This is a genomic window from Streptomyces sp. NBC_01283 (assembly GCF_041435335.1).
Classification (GTDB): Bacteria; Actinomycetota; Actinomycetes; order Streptomycetales; family Streptomycetaceae; genus Streptomyces.
On sequence record NZ_CP108430.1, the window covers coordinates 4,403,537 to 4,416,830 of the forward strand.

The 13,294-nt window shown below is 70.0% G+C and carries 15 protein-coding genes; 7 read left to right on the forward strand and 8 right to left on the reverse strand.

The genetic code is table 11. The features are described from left to right. The first annotated feature begins 132 nt into the window (after nucleotides 1–132). The 4 genes from nhaA (at nucleotide 133) to OG302_RS19990 (ending at nucleotide 3,455) form a co-directional block, all read left to right on the forward strand. Nucleotides 133–1,542, forward strand: a complete 1,410-nt coding sequence (gene nhaA, locus OG302_RS19975; RefSeq protein WP_371528023.1) for a Na+/H+ antiporter NhaA — start codon at nucleotides 133–135, stop codon at nucleotides 1,540–1,542. 98 nt (nucleotides 1,543–1,640) lie between these two features. Further along, nucleotides 1,641–2,147, forward strand: a complete 507-nt coding sequence (locus OG302_RS19980) for a phage holin family protein (protein ID WP_371528024.1) — start codon at nucleotides 1,641–1,643, stop codon at nucleotides 2,145–2,147. Continuing rightward, nucleotides 2,144–3,091, forward strand: coding sequence for an alpha/beta hydrolase (locus OG302_RS19985; protein WP_363310253.1), 948 nt, complete (start codon nucleotides 2,144–2,146; stop codon nucleotides 3,089–3,091). Before OG302_RS19980 ends, OG302_RS19985 begins: the two co-directional genes overlap by 4 nt. Nucleotides 3,092–3,266: 175 nt before the next feature. Then, nucleotides 3,267–3,455, forward strand: a complete 189-nt coding sequence (locus tag OG302_RS19990) for a hypothetical protein (protein WP_371528025.1) — start codon at nucleotides 3,267–3,269, stop codon at nucleotides 3,453–3,455. Between the two features lie 82 nt (nucleotides 3,456–3,537). Here the strand turns inward: OG302_RS19990 and OG302_RS19995 are convergent, their stop codons facing one another. From OG302_RS19995 to nth, 3 genes are all read right to left on the reverse strand, one after another. Further along, entirely contained in the window at nucleotides 3,538–4,740 is a 1,203-nt protein-coding gene (locus OG302_RS19995; protein WP_371528026.1) for a MarP family serine protease, read from the reverse strand. 49 nt (nucleotides 4,741–4,789) lie between these two features. Next, complete coding sequence (locus OG302_RS20000) at nucleotides 4,790–5,545, reverse strand: CoA pyrophosphatase (RefSeq protein ID WP_371750177.1); 756 nt, start codon at nucleotides 5,543–5,545, stop codon at nucleotides 4,790–4,792. A gap of 106 nt (nucleotides 5,546–5,651) precedes the next feature. Further along, a complete protein-coding gene (nth, locus tag OG302_RS20005) occupies nucleotides 5,652–6,671 on the reverse strand; it encodes an endonuclease III (protein WP_371528027.1) in 1,020 nt (339 codons plus the stop codon). Between the two features lie 301 nt (nucleotides 6,672–6,972). On the opposite strand from nth, the gene OG302_RS20010 reads away from it, so the two are divergent. Further along, nucleotides 6,973–7,647: a Crp/Fnr family transcriptional regulator gene (locus OG302_RS20010; protein WP_016642758.1), complete on the forward strand. Its 675-nt coding sequence runs from the start codon at nucleotides 6,973–6,975 to the stop codon at nucleotides 7,645–7,647. 128 nt (nucleotides 7,648–7,775) lie between these two features. On the opposite strand, the gene OG302_RS20015 is transcribed toward OG302_RS20010, so the two are convergent. From OG302_RS20015 to OG302_RS20030, 4 genes are all read right to left on the reverse strand, one after another. After that, on the reverse strand, nucleotides 7,776–8,606 hold the full coding sequence (locus OG302_RS20015; protein ID WP_371528028.1) for an MBL fold metallo-hydrolase: 831 nt from the start codon (nucleotides 8,604–8,606) through the stop codon (nucleotides 7,776–7,778). A gap of 115 nt (nucleotides 8,607–8,721) precedes the next feature. Continuing rightward, entirely contained in the window at nucleotides 8,722–9,588 is an 867-nt protein-coding gene (locus OG302_RS20020; protein ID WP_371528029.1) for an NUDIX hydrolase, read from the reverse strand. Nucleotides 9,589–9,675: 87 nt separating this feature from the next. Next, complete coding sequence (locus OG302_RS20025) at nucleotides 9,676–10,146, reverse strand: RidA family protein (RefSeq protein ID WP_371528030.1); 471 nt, start codon at nucleotides 10,144–10,146, stop codon at nucleotides 9,676–9,678. Continuing rightward, nucleotides 10,143–10,304, reverse strand: coding sequence for a DUF4177 domain-containing protein (locus OG302_RS20030; protein WP_003975360.1), 162 nt, complete (start codon nucleotides 10,302–10,304; stop codon nucleotides 10,143–10,145). The genes OG302_RS20025 and OG302_RS20030 overlap by 4 nt, the downstream gene beginning before the upstream one ends. Before the next feature lie 82 nt (nucleotides 10,305–10,386). Here OG302_RS20030 and OG302_RS20035 point away from each other — a divergent pair, with 82 nt between their 5' ends. Next, complete coding sequence (locus tag OG302_RS20035) at nucleotides 10,387–11,367, forward strand: ArsA-related P-loop ATPase (RefSeq protein ID WP_371528031.1); 981 nt, start codon at nucleotides 10,387–10,389, stop codon at nucleotides 11,365–11,367. Then, a complete protein-coding gene (locus OG302_RS20040; RefSeq protein ID WP_371528032.1) occupies nucleotides 11,364–12,722 on the forward strand; it encodes an ArsA family ATPase in 1,359 nt (452 codons plus the stop codon). Before OG302_RS20035 ends, OG302_RS20040 begins: the two co-directional genes overlap by 4 nt. A gap of 200 nt (nucleotides 12,723–12,922) precedes the next feature. On the opposite strand, the gene OG302_RS20045 is transcribed toward OG302_RS20040, so the two are convergent. Next, nucleotides 12,923–13,267 (reverse strand): WhiB family transcriptional regulator, encoded by a 345-nt coding sequence (locus tag OG302_RS20045; protein ID WP_361829254.1) that lies wholly within the window; start codon nucleotides 13,265–13,267, stop codon nucleotides 12,923–12,925. Between the last annotated feature and the right edge of the window lie 27 nt (nucleotides 13,268–13,294).

The window sequence follows — 13,294 nt, forward strand, 5'->3', positions numbered from 1 at the left end:
GTTAGGTACGCTAAGGACCGCGTCAACAACGCGACAAGAAGTCACGACACGAAGTACACGAAGCATCTGGGTGCGCCGGGAAGTCTGGTCGGCAAGTGTTTTGTCCTGCCTACCGACCGGAGGTCGACCCCCGTGGCCGCGCCCGCACCCAGCAACGCACCCCAGAACAACCGCAAGGTCCTCGGACGGCTCTCGCTGCCCGAGCGGAACTTCGTCGCGAACGCGCTGCGTGCCGAGACCGTCGGTGGTGTCCTCCTCCTCGTCGCCGCCGTCACCGCACTGATCTGGGCGAACACCGCCGGCGGTTCGTACGCGTCCGTGAGCGGTTTCCACCTGGGACCCAGCGCCCTCGGCCTCGACCTCTCCATCCAGCACTGGGCGGCCGACGGACTGCTCGCCGTCTTCTTCTTCGTCGCCGGGATCGAACTCAAGCGTGAGCTGGTCGCGGGCGATCTGAGCGACCCCAAGGCCGCCGCGCTGCCCGTCGTCGCCGCGCTCTGCGGCATGGCCGTACCCGCGCTCGTGTACTTCACGGTCAACACGGTCGGCGGCGGATCCATGGACGGCTGGGCGGTGCCGACCGCCACGGACATCGCCTTCGCGCTCGCCGTCCTCGCGGTCATCGGCACCTCGCTGCCGTCCGCCCTGCGCGCCTTCCTGCTCACCCTCGCCGTCGTCGACGACCTCTTCGCGATCCTGATCATCGCGGTGTTCTTCACCAGCGACCTCAACTTCGCGGCGCTCGGCGGCGCCGTCATCGGCCTCGCGGTCTTCTGGCTGCTGCTCCGCAAGGGCGTACGCGGCTGGTACGTCTACGTTCCGCTGGCCCTGGTGATCTGGGGGCTGATGTACAACAGCGGCATCCACGCCACGATCGCCGGTGTCGCCATGGGCCTGATGCTCCGCTGCACCCGCCGCGAGGGCGAGGAGCACTCCCCGGGCGAGCACATCGAACACCTTGTGCGCCCCCTCTCCGCAGGACTCGCCGTACCGCTGTTCGCGCTGTTCAGCGCCGGTGTCGTGGTGTCGGGCGGCGCCCTGGGGGACGTCTTCACCAGGCCGGAGACACTCGGTGTCGTCCTCGGGCTCGTGGTCGGCAAGGCAGTCGGCATCTTCGGCGGCACCTGGCTCGCGGCGCGGTTCACCAAGGCCGAACTCAACGACGAGCTCGCCTGGCCGGACGTGTTCGCGGTCGCCTCGCTGGCCGGCATCGGCTTCACCGTCTCGCTCCTGATCGGTGAACTCGCCTTCACCGAGGACCCGCTGCTCACCGGTGAGATCAAGGCAGCCGTCCTGATGGGCTCTCTCATCGCGGCCGTGCTCTCCGGGATCCTGCTCAAGGTGCGCAACGCCCGCTACCGCGCGCTGTACGACGCCGAGGAGCGCGACGACGACCTCGACGGCATCCCTGACGTGTACGAACAGGACAAGCCGGAGTACCACCTGCGGATGGCCGCGATCTACGAAAAGAAAGCCGCCGAGCACCGCAGGCTTGCCGAAGTGTCGGCCGGGGCACGCGCCGATGACGAGGGTCCGGCATGATCTGAGCAGACTTGACTGCGCAGACTGAGCTGAGCGGTCGTACCGGAACAGACGTATGTGAGCAGGCTTACGCAGGCTTACGGAGAAGGGGAGAAGCGATGAGCGCACCCGACGGGCCCGTCGGCACCGAACGCAGCCTCGGCCAGCTGGTCTCCACGGCGACCAGCGAGATGTCCGCGCTGGTGCACGACGAGATCGCGCTGGCCAAGGCCCAGCTGCGGCAGGACGTCAAGCGGGGTGCGGTCGGCGGCGCCGCGTTCGCCGCGGCGGGGACGGTGCTGATCTTCTCGCTGCCGATGCTGAGCTTCGCCCTGGCGTACGGCATCCGCACCTGGAGCGGATGGAACATGGCGATCTGCTTCCTGCTCTCCTTCGCGGCGAACGTGCTGGTCGCGGGGGTGCTCGCGCTGATCGGCGTCGTCTTCGCGAAGAAGGCCAAGAAGGGCAAGGGGCCGCAGAAGGCCGCCGCGTCGGCCAAGGAGACGGCTGCCGTACTGCAGAACGTCAAGCCGCACCCGCGTTCGGTGGGCCCCGCGCCCGCCGTGGGAGCCACCCTCGACCGTGTCGGTGACAAGGCTTCGGCTGTGGCACGCTCGTCTTCATGACGGACCCTGCCACGCCCGCCCCCCATCCGGCCCAACCGACGTCACTCGTACGCATCGAAGGACCGTGGACCCACCGGGACGTCGCCGCCAACGGCGCCCGTTTCCACATCGCCGAGATGGGCGACGGGCCGCTCGTGCTGCTCCTGCACGGCTTTCCGCAGTTCTGGTGGACCTGGCGGCACCAGATGGTGGCGCTCGCCGACGCGGGCTTCCGTGCGGTCGCGATGGACCTGCGGGGCGTGGGCGGCAGCGACCGTACGCCGCGCGGTTACGACCCGGCGAACCTCGCGCTCGACATCACGGGCGTCGTGCGGTCGCTCGGCGAGCCGGATGCCGCGCTCGTCGGGCACGACCTGGGCGGGTACCTCGCGTGGACGGCGGCCGTGATGCGGCCCAAGCTGGTGCGCCGCCTCGCCGTCTCCTCGATGCCGCACCCGCGGCGCTGGCGCTCGGCGATGCTTTCGGACCGGAAGCAGACCTCCGCGGCCTCGTACGTGTGGGGCTTCCAGCGGCCGTGGGTGCCGGAGCGTCAACTCGTCGCCGATGACGCCGCTCTGGTGGGGCGTCTGGTGCGGGACTGGTCGGGTCCGCGGCTTCCGGACGACGAGTCGGTGGAGACGTACCGCCGTGCCATGACGATCCCGTCGACGGCGCACTGCTCGGTCGAGCCGTACCGCTGGATGGTGCGGTCGATGGCCCGTCCTGACGGCATCCAGTTCAACCGGCGCATGAAGCGCCCCGTACGGGTTCCCACGCTGCATCTGCACGGCTCGCTGGACCCCGTGATGCGCACGCGCAGCGCGGCCGGCTCGGGCGAGTACGTCGAAGCGCCTTACCGGTGGCGGCTGTTCGACGGTCTGGGGCACTTCCCGCAGGAGGAGGACCCTGTCGCCTTCTCCACCGAGCTGGTGAACTGGCTGAAGGATCCCGAGCCGGACCGGTAGGCCGCGCGGGGCCCTGAACGAGGCCCTGAACGAGGTCCTGCGCGAGGTCCTGAAGCAGGGTCAGGGGAGCATCAGGGGAACACCTGTCCTTCGAACGGCCAATTGCCGCCCGCATAGGCCAATTGGGGCCCGTGGGCGCGATTACCGACCTTGAGGCACGGGCACACGTCCGGGTATGGGCTGGACGCACGACTACAGTGACGTAGCACGCAATCGCCGCTCGGCCACAGCGCTGAACAGCCGTGAGAGGGGCGGTCCGCATGACCCGGGCCATGAAGGCCCTGCTCAGGGCATCGGCATTCCCCACATCCTGCGCCGCAGGGCCCGCTGGGTCTCGGCGCGGCTGAGGCATACGCGCGACTGAACCAAGGGCGTACGCGCGACTCGGCCGAGGCATACGCGCGATCGATCCGCCTGCTCCGACCGCTCCCCCGACTGCGCGCCGACTAGAGCGCGCAGCCCTCGCTGTCGACCTCTTGGTTGGCGGTGCGGCCTGCCTCGATGTCCTTGCGGACCTCGTCGGCGGTGAGGGCGTAGCCGGTGTCCGGGTCGTCGAGCGACTTCGCGAACACCACGCCGTAGACCTTGCCTTCGGGCGTGAGCAGCGGGCCGCCGGAGTTGCCCTGGCGGACGGTCGCGTAGAGCGAGTACACGTCTCGGCGCACGGTGCCCCGGTGGTAGATGTCCGGGCCGTTGGCCGTGATGCGACCGCGCACGCGCGCGGGGCGGACGTCGTACGGGCCGTTCTCCGGGAAGCCCGCCACGATCGCGTTGTCACCGCTGGCGGCGTCCTTCGACGTGAACTGCAGCGCGGGCGCCTGGAGGGTCGGCACGTCCAGTACGGCGATGTCGCGCTCCCAGTCGTAGAGCACGACCTTCGCGTCGTACGTCCTGCCGTCCCCGCCTATCTGCACCGTCGGCTCGTCCACACCGCCGACCACGTGCGCGTTCGTCATCACGCGGCGGTCGGAGAAGACGAAGCCGGTGCCTTCGAGGACCTTGCCGCAGCCGCGGGCCTCGCCCTGCACCTTCACGATGGAGCGCTTGGCCTTCGTGGCGACCGCGCTCTTGGCGAGCTTGGGATCGGGGGCCTGGACCTCGGTGATGGGCTCGTTCGAGAACGGGCTGAAGACCTGTGGGAAGCCGTTGCGCGCAAGGACGGACGAGAAGTCCGCGAACCAGGTGTCGGCCTGGTTCGGCAGCGTGCGCGAGACGCCCAGCAGGATCTTGGAGTTGCGTACTTCCTTGCCGACCGTGGGCAGCGTCGTGCCCGCGAGGGCGGAGCCGATCAGCCAGGCGACGAGAAGCATCGCCAGTACGTTGACGAGCGCGCCGCCCGTGGCGTCCAGGGCGCGGGCGGGCTGCCAAGTGATGTACCGGCGGAGCTTGTTGCCCAAGTGCGTGGTGAAGGCCTGGCCGATGGAGGCACAGACGATCACGATGACCACGGCGACGACGGCCGCTGTCGTGCTCACCGCCCCCTCGTCGTCCGTGAGGGCGCCCCAGATGACGGGCAGCAGGTACACCGCGACGAGTCCGCCGCCCAGAAAACCGATCACCGACAGGATGCCGACGACGAATCCCTGGCGATAACCGACGACCGCGAACCACACGGCGGCGACCACCAAAAGGATGTCCAGCACGTTCACCGATTCAATCCTCGCCTCGCATCGCGGTCGCCACGTCCCCGCAACCTTGTCATGCGCGCCAGTCGAGCGGCACCTGCTTGGTGCGGTCCCAGGGGCGCTCCCAGCCTGCGAAATGCAGGATTCTGTCGATCACTCCGGCCGTAAAACCCCAGACCAGAGCAGACTCGACGAGGAACGCCGGGCCTTGGTGACCGCTCGGATGAATCGTCGTCGCGCGGTTCGCGGGATCCGTGAGATCGGACACGGGGACCGTGAAGACACGGGCCGTCTCGGCCGGATCGACGACGCCGACGGGCGTGGGCCTGCGCCACCAGCCGAGCACCGGGGTCACCACGAAGTCGCTCACCGGGATGAAGAGCTTGGGCAGCACGCCGAAGATCTGGACGCCCCGGGGGTCGAGCCCGGTCTCCTCCTCGGCCTCGCGCAGGGCGGCGTGCAGCGGGCCGTCCGTCATCGGGTCGCCGTCCTCGGGGTCGAGGGAGCCGCCGGGGAAGGAGGGCTGTCCCGCGTGCGAGCGGAGGTTTCCCGAACGCTCCATCAGAAGCAGCTCGGGGCCGCGTGCGCCCTCTCCGAAGAGGATCAGTACGGCGGACTGGCGTCCGGCGCCGCTCTCCGGGGGCAGGAAGCGGCTGAGCTGGGTCGGCAGGACCGTCTCGGCCGCGCGTGCGACCGGATCCAGCCAGGCGGGGAGTCCTTCGGTGCTGAGGCGCACGTGTCCGTTGGGGCTCCCTGTGCCGTTGGGGTGCGGGCTGTCTGTGCCGCCGGGCCGCTCCTGGAAGCCGTTCCCATCGCTCATGTCGCTCATGTACGTATCGCTCGTGTCGGTTGTCTCGCTCGTGTCGCTCGCGTGCGTCATCGGCACCCCCGTCCAACTGTGGACAACGCCTGTGGACCCTCGGTTGGTTCCTCGCTCATGCGGCGCCCAGCGGAGGCGCCGCCTTCCCCGGATAGTCCGGCGGGGGCTTCAGACGCTGGCCCGGCAGGCCGCCCATCTCGTACTTCAGGAGCTTCTTCGCCTTCTCCGGGTCGGTCTCGCCCTCCCCGTACGACGGGCAGAGGTCGGCGATCGGGCAGGCGCCGCAGGCGGGCTTGCGGGAGTGGCAGATCCGGCGGCCGTGGAAGATCACGCGGTGCGAGAGCATCGTCCACTCGCTCTTCGGGAAGAGGTCGGCGATGGCGGCCTCGACCTTCACGGGGTCGGTCTCCTCGGTCCACTTCCAGCGCCGGACGAGCCGCCCGAAGTGGGTGTCCACGGTGATGCCGGGGACCCCGAAGGCGTTCCCGAGCACCACGAACGCGGTCTTGCGTCCTACGCCGGGCAGCTTGACCAGGTCCTCTATGCGACCGGGGACCTCGCCACCGTGGTCGTCCCTGAGAGCCGTGGCGAGCCCCATGATCGACTTCGTCTTCGCCCGGAAGAACCCGGTCGGCCGGATCAACTCCTCGACCTCTTCGGGGTTCGCGGCGGCGAGGTCCTCCGGGGTCGGATACGCGGCGAAGAGGCGCGGGGTCGTCTGGTTCACCCGCAGGTCGGTCGTCTGCGCGGAGAGAACCGTGGCGACGAGCAGCTCGAAGGGGTTCTCGAAGTCCAACTCGGGGTGTGCGTACGAGTACACCTCGGCGAGCTCACGGTTGATGCGGCGGGCCCGGCGGACGAGGGCGGTGTGGGACTCGGGGGCGGCTTTGGAGGTGGCTTTGGAGGCAGCCTTGGACTTCGGGGTGGCCGGGGCTTTGGCAGGGGTGGCCTTTGGGGCTGCCGTGACCTTCTTGGCCGGGATGGCCTTCTTCGCTGCGGTGGTCTTCTTGGCCGCGGCGGTCCTCTTCGCCGGTACGGCCTTCTTGGCAGCCGGAGTGGCCTTCTTGGCCGGGGTGGTTTTCGCCGCGCCGGCGGTGGCTGGTTTCCGCTCCGAAGGCTTGCTCACCGGTGGCACCCTTGTCCCTTTTGTCGCATTCTCTGGCCCAGTGGAAGTATGTTCGCCCACAGCGGAATCCGGGTTGGCTGTCGCCTTCCCGGCCCTCCTGGCCTGTGCTCTCACCGGCTTTTTGGACACCCGGCCAGCCTAGAGCCCGACACTGACATCCGCCCCGGACCCCATGGATCGGCCCCCAATTGGCCCCCTCCCGCACAGCATGCGACGCCAGTGCGGCAGACTTGTGACTGATCACACTGTTTGGACGGTCCGGCAAAATGGGGACCCGGTCCCCTGATGCAGGTCGACAAGGAGAGAACTCGTGGACGACGTTCTGCGGCGCGCCCCGCTCTTCGCGGCGCTCGATGACGAGCAGGCCGCGGAGCTCCGCGCCTCCATGAGTGAGGTGACGCTCGCGCGCGGGGATGCGCTTTTCCATGAGGGCGACCCCGGAGACCGCCTTTATGTGGTCACCGAGGGCAAGGTGAAGCTTCACCGCACCTCACCCGACGGGCGCGAGAACATGCTCGCGGTGCTCGGCCCCGGAGAGCTCATCGGTGAGCTCTCGCTGTTCGACCCGGGTCCGCGTACGGCCACCGCCTCCGCGCTCACCGAGGTCAAGCTGCTCGGCCTGGGCCACGGCGACCTTCAGCCGTGGCTGAACGCACGGCCCGAGGTGGCCGCGGCACTGCTGCGTGCCGTTGCCCGGCGCCTGCGCAAGACGAACGACCAGATGTCCGACCTGGTCTTCTCCGACGTGCCCGGGCGTGTGGCCCGCGCCCTTCTGGACCTGTCGCGCCGCTTCGGCGTGCAGTCCGAAGAGGGCATCCACGTCGTGCACGACCTCACGCAGGAGGAGCTGGCCCAGTTGGTCGGCGCGTCCCGCGAGACGGTCAACAAGGCCCTGGCGGACTTCGCCGGGCGCGGCTGGCTCCGGCTGGAGGCGCGTGCGGTGATCCTGCTGGACGTGGAGCGACTGGCCAAGAGGTCACGCTGACGGGGTCTCGCTGACGCGGATTCGCTGACGCTGTTTCTTACGTGGATGGGGTCCAGCCTCTCGGAGGCTGGACCCCGTCCGTGTTTCCGCGGCGGGGCCCCATCCGTGCTTCCGCAGCTGGGTTACGGCTAGATCAAGCCGTGTTCACGCAAGTAGTCCAGTTGCGCCCTCACCGACAGTTCCGCCGCCGGCCACAAGGAGCGGTCCACGTCCGCGTAGACGTGGGCGACCACGTCCGACGGGGCCGCGTGGCCGTTCTCCACGGCAGTCTCGACCTGGGCCAGGCGGTTCGCGCGGTGGGCGAGGTAGAACTCGACGACGCCCTGGGCGTCCTCCAGGACCGGGCCGTGGCCCGGCAGGACCGTGTGCACGCCGTCGTCGACCGTCAGGGACCGCAGGCGCCGCAGGGAGTCCAGATAGTCCCCCAGACGGCCGTCAGGGTGCGCCACGACCGTCGTACCGCGCCCCAGGACGGTGTCGCCCGTCAGGACCGCCTGATCGGCCGGGAGATGGAAGCAGAGGGAGTCCGCGGTGTGGCCCGGCGTCGGGACCACGCGGAGCTCCAGGCCGCCCGTGGTGATCACGTCACCCGCGCCGAGGCCCTCGTCGCCGAGGCGCAGCGCGGGGTCGAGGGCCCGCACCTTGGTTCCGGTCAGCTCGGCGAAGCGCGCGGCGCCCTCCGCGTGGTCCGGGTGGCCGTGGGTGAGGAGGGTGAGCGCGACCCGCTGCCCGGCCTCCTCGGCCGTGGCGATGACGTGCTGGAGGTGTGCGTCGTCCAGGGGGCCGGGGTCGACGACGACCGCGAGCCCTGAGCCCGGCTCGGACACGATCCACGTGTTGGTCCCGTCCAGCGTCATCGCGGACGCGTTGGGAGCCAGGACGTTGACCGCGCGGGCGGTGGCGGGACCGCTGAGGACTCCGCCCCGGGGCTGGCCGGGAAGGGCGGCGGCTTCGGTCATGCGGGGAGGGCTCCCGTCCGGTTCGTGGCAGGTGTCGCCTTCGTGGCAGGCGTCGTCTTCATTGCGGGCACGCCCCTCGTGGCAGGGGTGGCCTTCACGGCAGGCGCGGCCGTGGTCATGCGGAACCCCCCGTAGGGATGTGCTTGGTGAATTCGGCGTGGCCCGGCCAGCTCAGCACCAACTCGCCGCCCTCGAAGCGCGCCTGGGCAAGCACCGGGGTGAGGTCGCGCTCCGGGGCGGCGGCCAGGGCCTCCGCGGCCGACCCGTAGGGACTCAGCTGGCGCAGGGTCGCGATGGTGGGCGGCATCATCAGGAGGTCGCCCTTGTCGTACCCCGCGGTGGCCTCCCCCGGAGCGATCCACACCGTACGGTCGGCCTCCGTGGAGGCGTTGCGGGTGCGCTGCCCCTCCGGGAGGGCGGCCACGAAGAAGAACGTGTCGTAGCGCTTCGGTTCGAACTCCGGGGTGATCCAGCGCGCCCAGGCGGCCAGCAGGTCGCTGCGGAGGACCAGGCCCCGGCGGTCGAGGAACTCCGCGAAGGAGACGTCGCGGGCCACCAGCGCCTCGCGGTCCGCCTCCCAGTCGTCGCCCGTGGTGTCGCCCACCACGGTCGACGGGGTCGGCCCGGCGAGCAGCACGCCCGCCTCCTCGAACGTCTCGCGGACGGCGGCGCACACGATGGCCTGCGCGCCCGGCTCGTCCACCCCGAGGCGCTCCGCCCACGTCGCGAGGGACGGGCCGGCCCAGCGCACGAGGTGGTCGTCGTCGCGCGGGTCCACGCCGCCGCCCGGATACGCGTACGCGCCTCCGGCGAAAGCCATGGAGGCGCGTCTGCGCAGCATGTGTACGGCGGGGCCCGTCACGGAGTCCCGCAGGAGCATGACCGTGGCCGCCCGGCGCGGAGTCGCCGGCGTCAGTTCGCCGCTGCTCAGCGCACGGATACGGTCGGGCCACTCCGGGGGGTACCACTGCCCATTAGCCATGGGCGGAGGCTATCCCCTAGTGGGCTGATGTTCGAGAGGCAACTATCGGGTGCCAGGAGGCAGCCGATGAGGCACCCAGGGCGGCGCTTACGCCTCCGTCAGCTCCACCTGGATCTCGACCTCGACCGGCGCGTCCAGCGGCAGGACCGCCACACCCACGGCGCTGCGGGCGTGCACGCCCTTGTCGCCGAGCACCTCGCCGAGCAGCTCGCTCGTGCCGTTGATCACCGCGGGCTGGCCCGTGAAGTCCGGGGCCGACGCCACGAAGCCGACGACCTTCACGACGCGGGCGATCCGGTCCAGGTCACCGGCGACGGACTTCACCGCGGCGAGCGCGTTCAGCGCGCACGTGCGGGCCAGTTCCTTGGCCTCCTCGGGGGTCACCTCCCCGCCGACCTTGCCGGTCATCGGAAGCTTGCCCTCCACCATCGGGAGCTGCCCCGAGGTGTAGACGTACACGCCGGACTGGATCGCCGGCTGGTAGGCGGCGATCGGCGGCACGACCTCGGGCAGCGTCAGCCCGAGCTCGGCCAGCTTCGCCTCCACGGCGCCGCTCATGCCTGCTTCTCCCGCTTCAGGTAGGCCACGAGCTGCTCAGGGTTGTTCGGCCCGGGCACTACCTGGACGAGCTCCCAGCCGTCCTCGCCCCAGGTGTCCAGAATCTGCTTCGTGGCATGGACGAGCAGCGGCACGGTTGCGTATTCCCACTTGGTCATATGGCCGACTGTAGCCGTTGTGAGGCGCTGCTCACGGTGGCCTCCTGCTTAGTCCGGACGGCGACTGGTTAGGCTCGGAAGTGTGAGCAGGCTCCAGGTCGTCAGCGGCAAGGGCGGTACCGGCAAGACCACGGTGGCCGCCGCACTCGCGCTCGCCCTCGCGACGGAGGGCAAGCGCACTCTCCTCGTGGAGGTTGAGGGCAGACAAGGCATCGCGCAGCTCTTCGAGACCGAAGCGCTGCCGTATGAGGAGCGGAAGATCGCCGTCGCTCCCGGGGGCGGGGAGGTGTATGCCCTCGCCATCGACCCCGAACTGGCGTTGCTCGACTACCTCCAGATGTTCTACAAGCTGGGGGGCGCGGGACGCGCGCTCAAGAAACTCGGCGCCATCGACTTCGCCACCACGGTCGCACCGGGCCTGCGGGACGTCCTGCTGACCGGCAAGGCCTGTGAAGCCGTACGCCGCAAGGACAAGAGCGGGCGTTACGCGTACGACTGCGTGGTGATGGACGCGCCGCCCACGGGGCGCATCACGCGCTTCCTGAACGTGAACGACGAGGTCGCGGGCCTGGCCAAGATCGGCCCCATACACAATCAGGCGCAGGCCGTGATGCGCGTCCTCAAGTCTCCGGAGACAGCGGTCCACTTGGTGACGCTCCTCGAAGAGATGCCCGTCCAGGAGACCGCCGACGGGATCACCGAGCTGCGCGCCGCCAAGCTCCCCGTGGGGCGCGTCATCGTGAACATGGTGCGGCCCGCGCTGCTCGACGAGGACGCCCTGGAGCTCGGCCTCGGCGAGACCCCGCGTACCGCCATCGCCAAGTCCCTGTCCGCCGCCGGGCTCGGCGGGGCCCGCCGCGGAGGGGTCGCCGAGCGTCTGGTCGACCCGCTCCTGGAGCAGGCCGCCGAGTACGCCGAGCGGTACGCCCTGGAGGGCTCCCAGCGGGCCGTCCTGGGCGAGCTGGGCCTCCCCCTGCACGAACTCCCCCTGCTGGCCGGGGGAATGGACCTGGCGGGGCTCTACGACCTCGCCACGGAACTGCGGAAGCAAGGGATCGCATGACCTCGGACCCGGCACGAGACCCGGACACGACACGCCCCCTGGATCCGGCCCGCACGCTCGACGTGGACACCCTGCTCGACGACCCGAAGACCCGCATCGTGGTGTGCTGCGGCTCCGGAGGCGTCGGCAAGACCACCACGGCGGCGGCCCTCGGCCTGCGCGCCGCCGAACGGGGCCGCAAGGTCGTCGTCCTGACCATCGACCCGGCACGCAGGCTCGCCCAGTCCATGGGGATCGATTCGCTCGACAACGTCCCGCGCCGGGTCAAGGACATCGAGAGCCCGTCCGGCGAGGGCGAGCTGCACGCGATGATGCTCGACATGAAGCGCACCTTCGACGAGATCGTCGAGGCGCACGCGGACAAGGAGCGGGCGAGCGCGATCCTCAACAACCCCTTCTACCAGTCGCTTTCGGCGGGCTTCGCGGGCACGCAGGAGTACATGGCGATGGAGAAGCTGGGGCATCTGCGCTCACGTGACGAGTGGGACCTGATCGTCGTCGACACGCCGCCCTCGCGGTCGGCCCTCGACTTCCTCGACGCGCCGAAGCGCCTCGGGTCCTTCCTGGACGGGAAGCTGATCCGGGTGCTCATGGCCCCGGCGAAGGTGGGCGGCCGGGCCGGGATGAAGTTCCTGAACGTCGGGATGTCGATGATGACGGGGGCCCTGGGCAAGCTGCTCGGCGGCCAACTGCTGCGTGACGTCCAGACGTTCGTGGCTGCCATGGACACCATGTTCGGCGGTTTCCGGACCCGCGCGGACGCCACCTACCGGCTGCTCCAGGCGCCGGGCACGGCGTTCCTCGTGGTGGCTTCGCCGGAGCGGGACGCGCTCAGGGAGGCCGCGTACTTCGTGGAGCGCCTGGCGGCCGACGACATGCCGCTCGCCGGTCTCGTGCTGAACAGGGTGCACAGCAGCGGCGCCGCTCAGCTCTCGGCCGAGCGGGCGCTTGCCGCCGCGGAAAATCTTGAAGAGAGCCGCATTGTGGATCAGGAGGAAGGGAAGGTTCGACTGCGTAACCCCCGCGAGGCTTCTCCCGAGGCATCCCACGAAGCTCCCGGCAACTCCACCGAGGCCCCCGGCGGTTCCCCGACTCCCGCATCTTCCGCACTCGATGACGCGCATCCCCATGACACGCATCCGCCCGTGGCGCAGCTGACCGTCGGCCTGCTGCGACTGCACGCGGAACGCATGCAACTGCTCGCGCGCGAAAAGCGCACGCGCGATCGCTTCACCGCGCTTCACCCCGAGGTTGCCGTGGCCGAAGTGACGGCTCTGCCGGGTGACGTGCACGACCTGGCAGGCCTTCGGGCCATCGGGGACCGGCTCGCGGCCGGTGATCCCGGTGACCAGTGACAAGGATCCGACCCGGTGACCAAGTAATGGTGGCCGACCCGGTGACCAGTGATGGTGATCCGAACCGGTGACCAGTGTCGGTGGTCCGGCCCGAGCTGCCTGAGCAGTGGGTCCGACCCACTCCCTCCGGCGCCCGCTCCCGCTCCCACTGCCACGCGGCCGGTGGGGGCCCTACCCCACCGCCACGCGGCTGACGGGCGCTAACCCACTGCCGCGTAGCTCTCGTACGTCTCGTCGTCCTCCAAGTCCACGGGCAGCAGGCCCGCGCCACGCTCGTACTCGGAGCGCGCCGTCTCCAGCAGATGGCGCCACGAGGTGACCGTGGGACGCCTGCGCAGCAATGCGCGACGCTCCCGCTCAGTCATGCCACCCCACACGCCGAATTCGACGCGGTTGTCCAGCGCGTCGGCCAGGCACTCCGTGCGCACCGGGCAGCCGGTGCACACCGCCTTGGCCCTGTTCTGCGCTGCTCCTTGAACGAACAGTTCATCTGGATCGGTAGTGCGGCAGGCCGCCTGCGCACTCCAGTCGGTTACCCAGCCCATACCGGCGCCGTCCTCTCCCGAATCGAG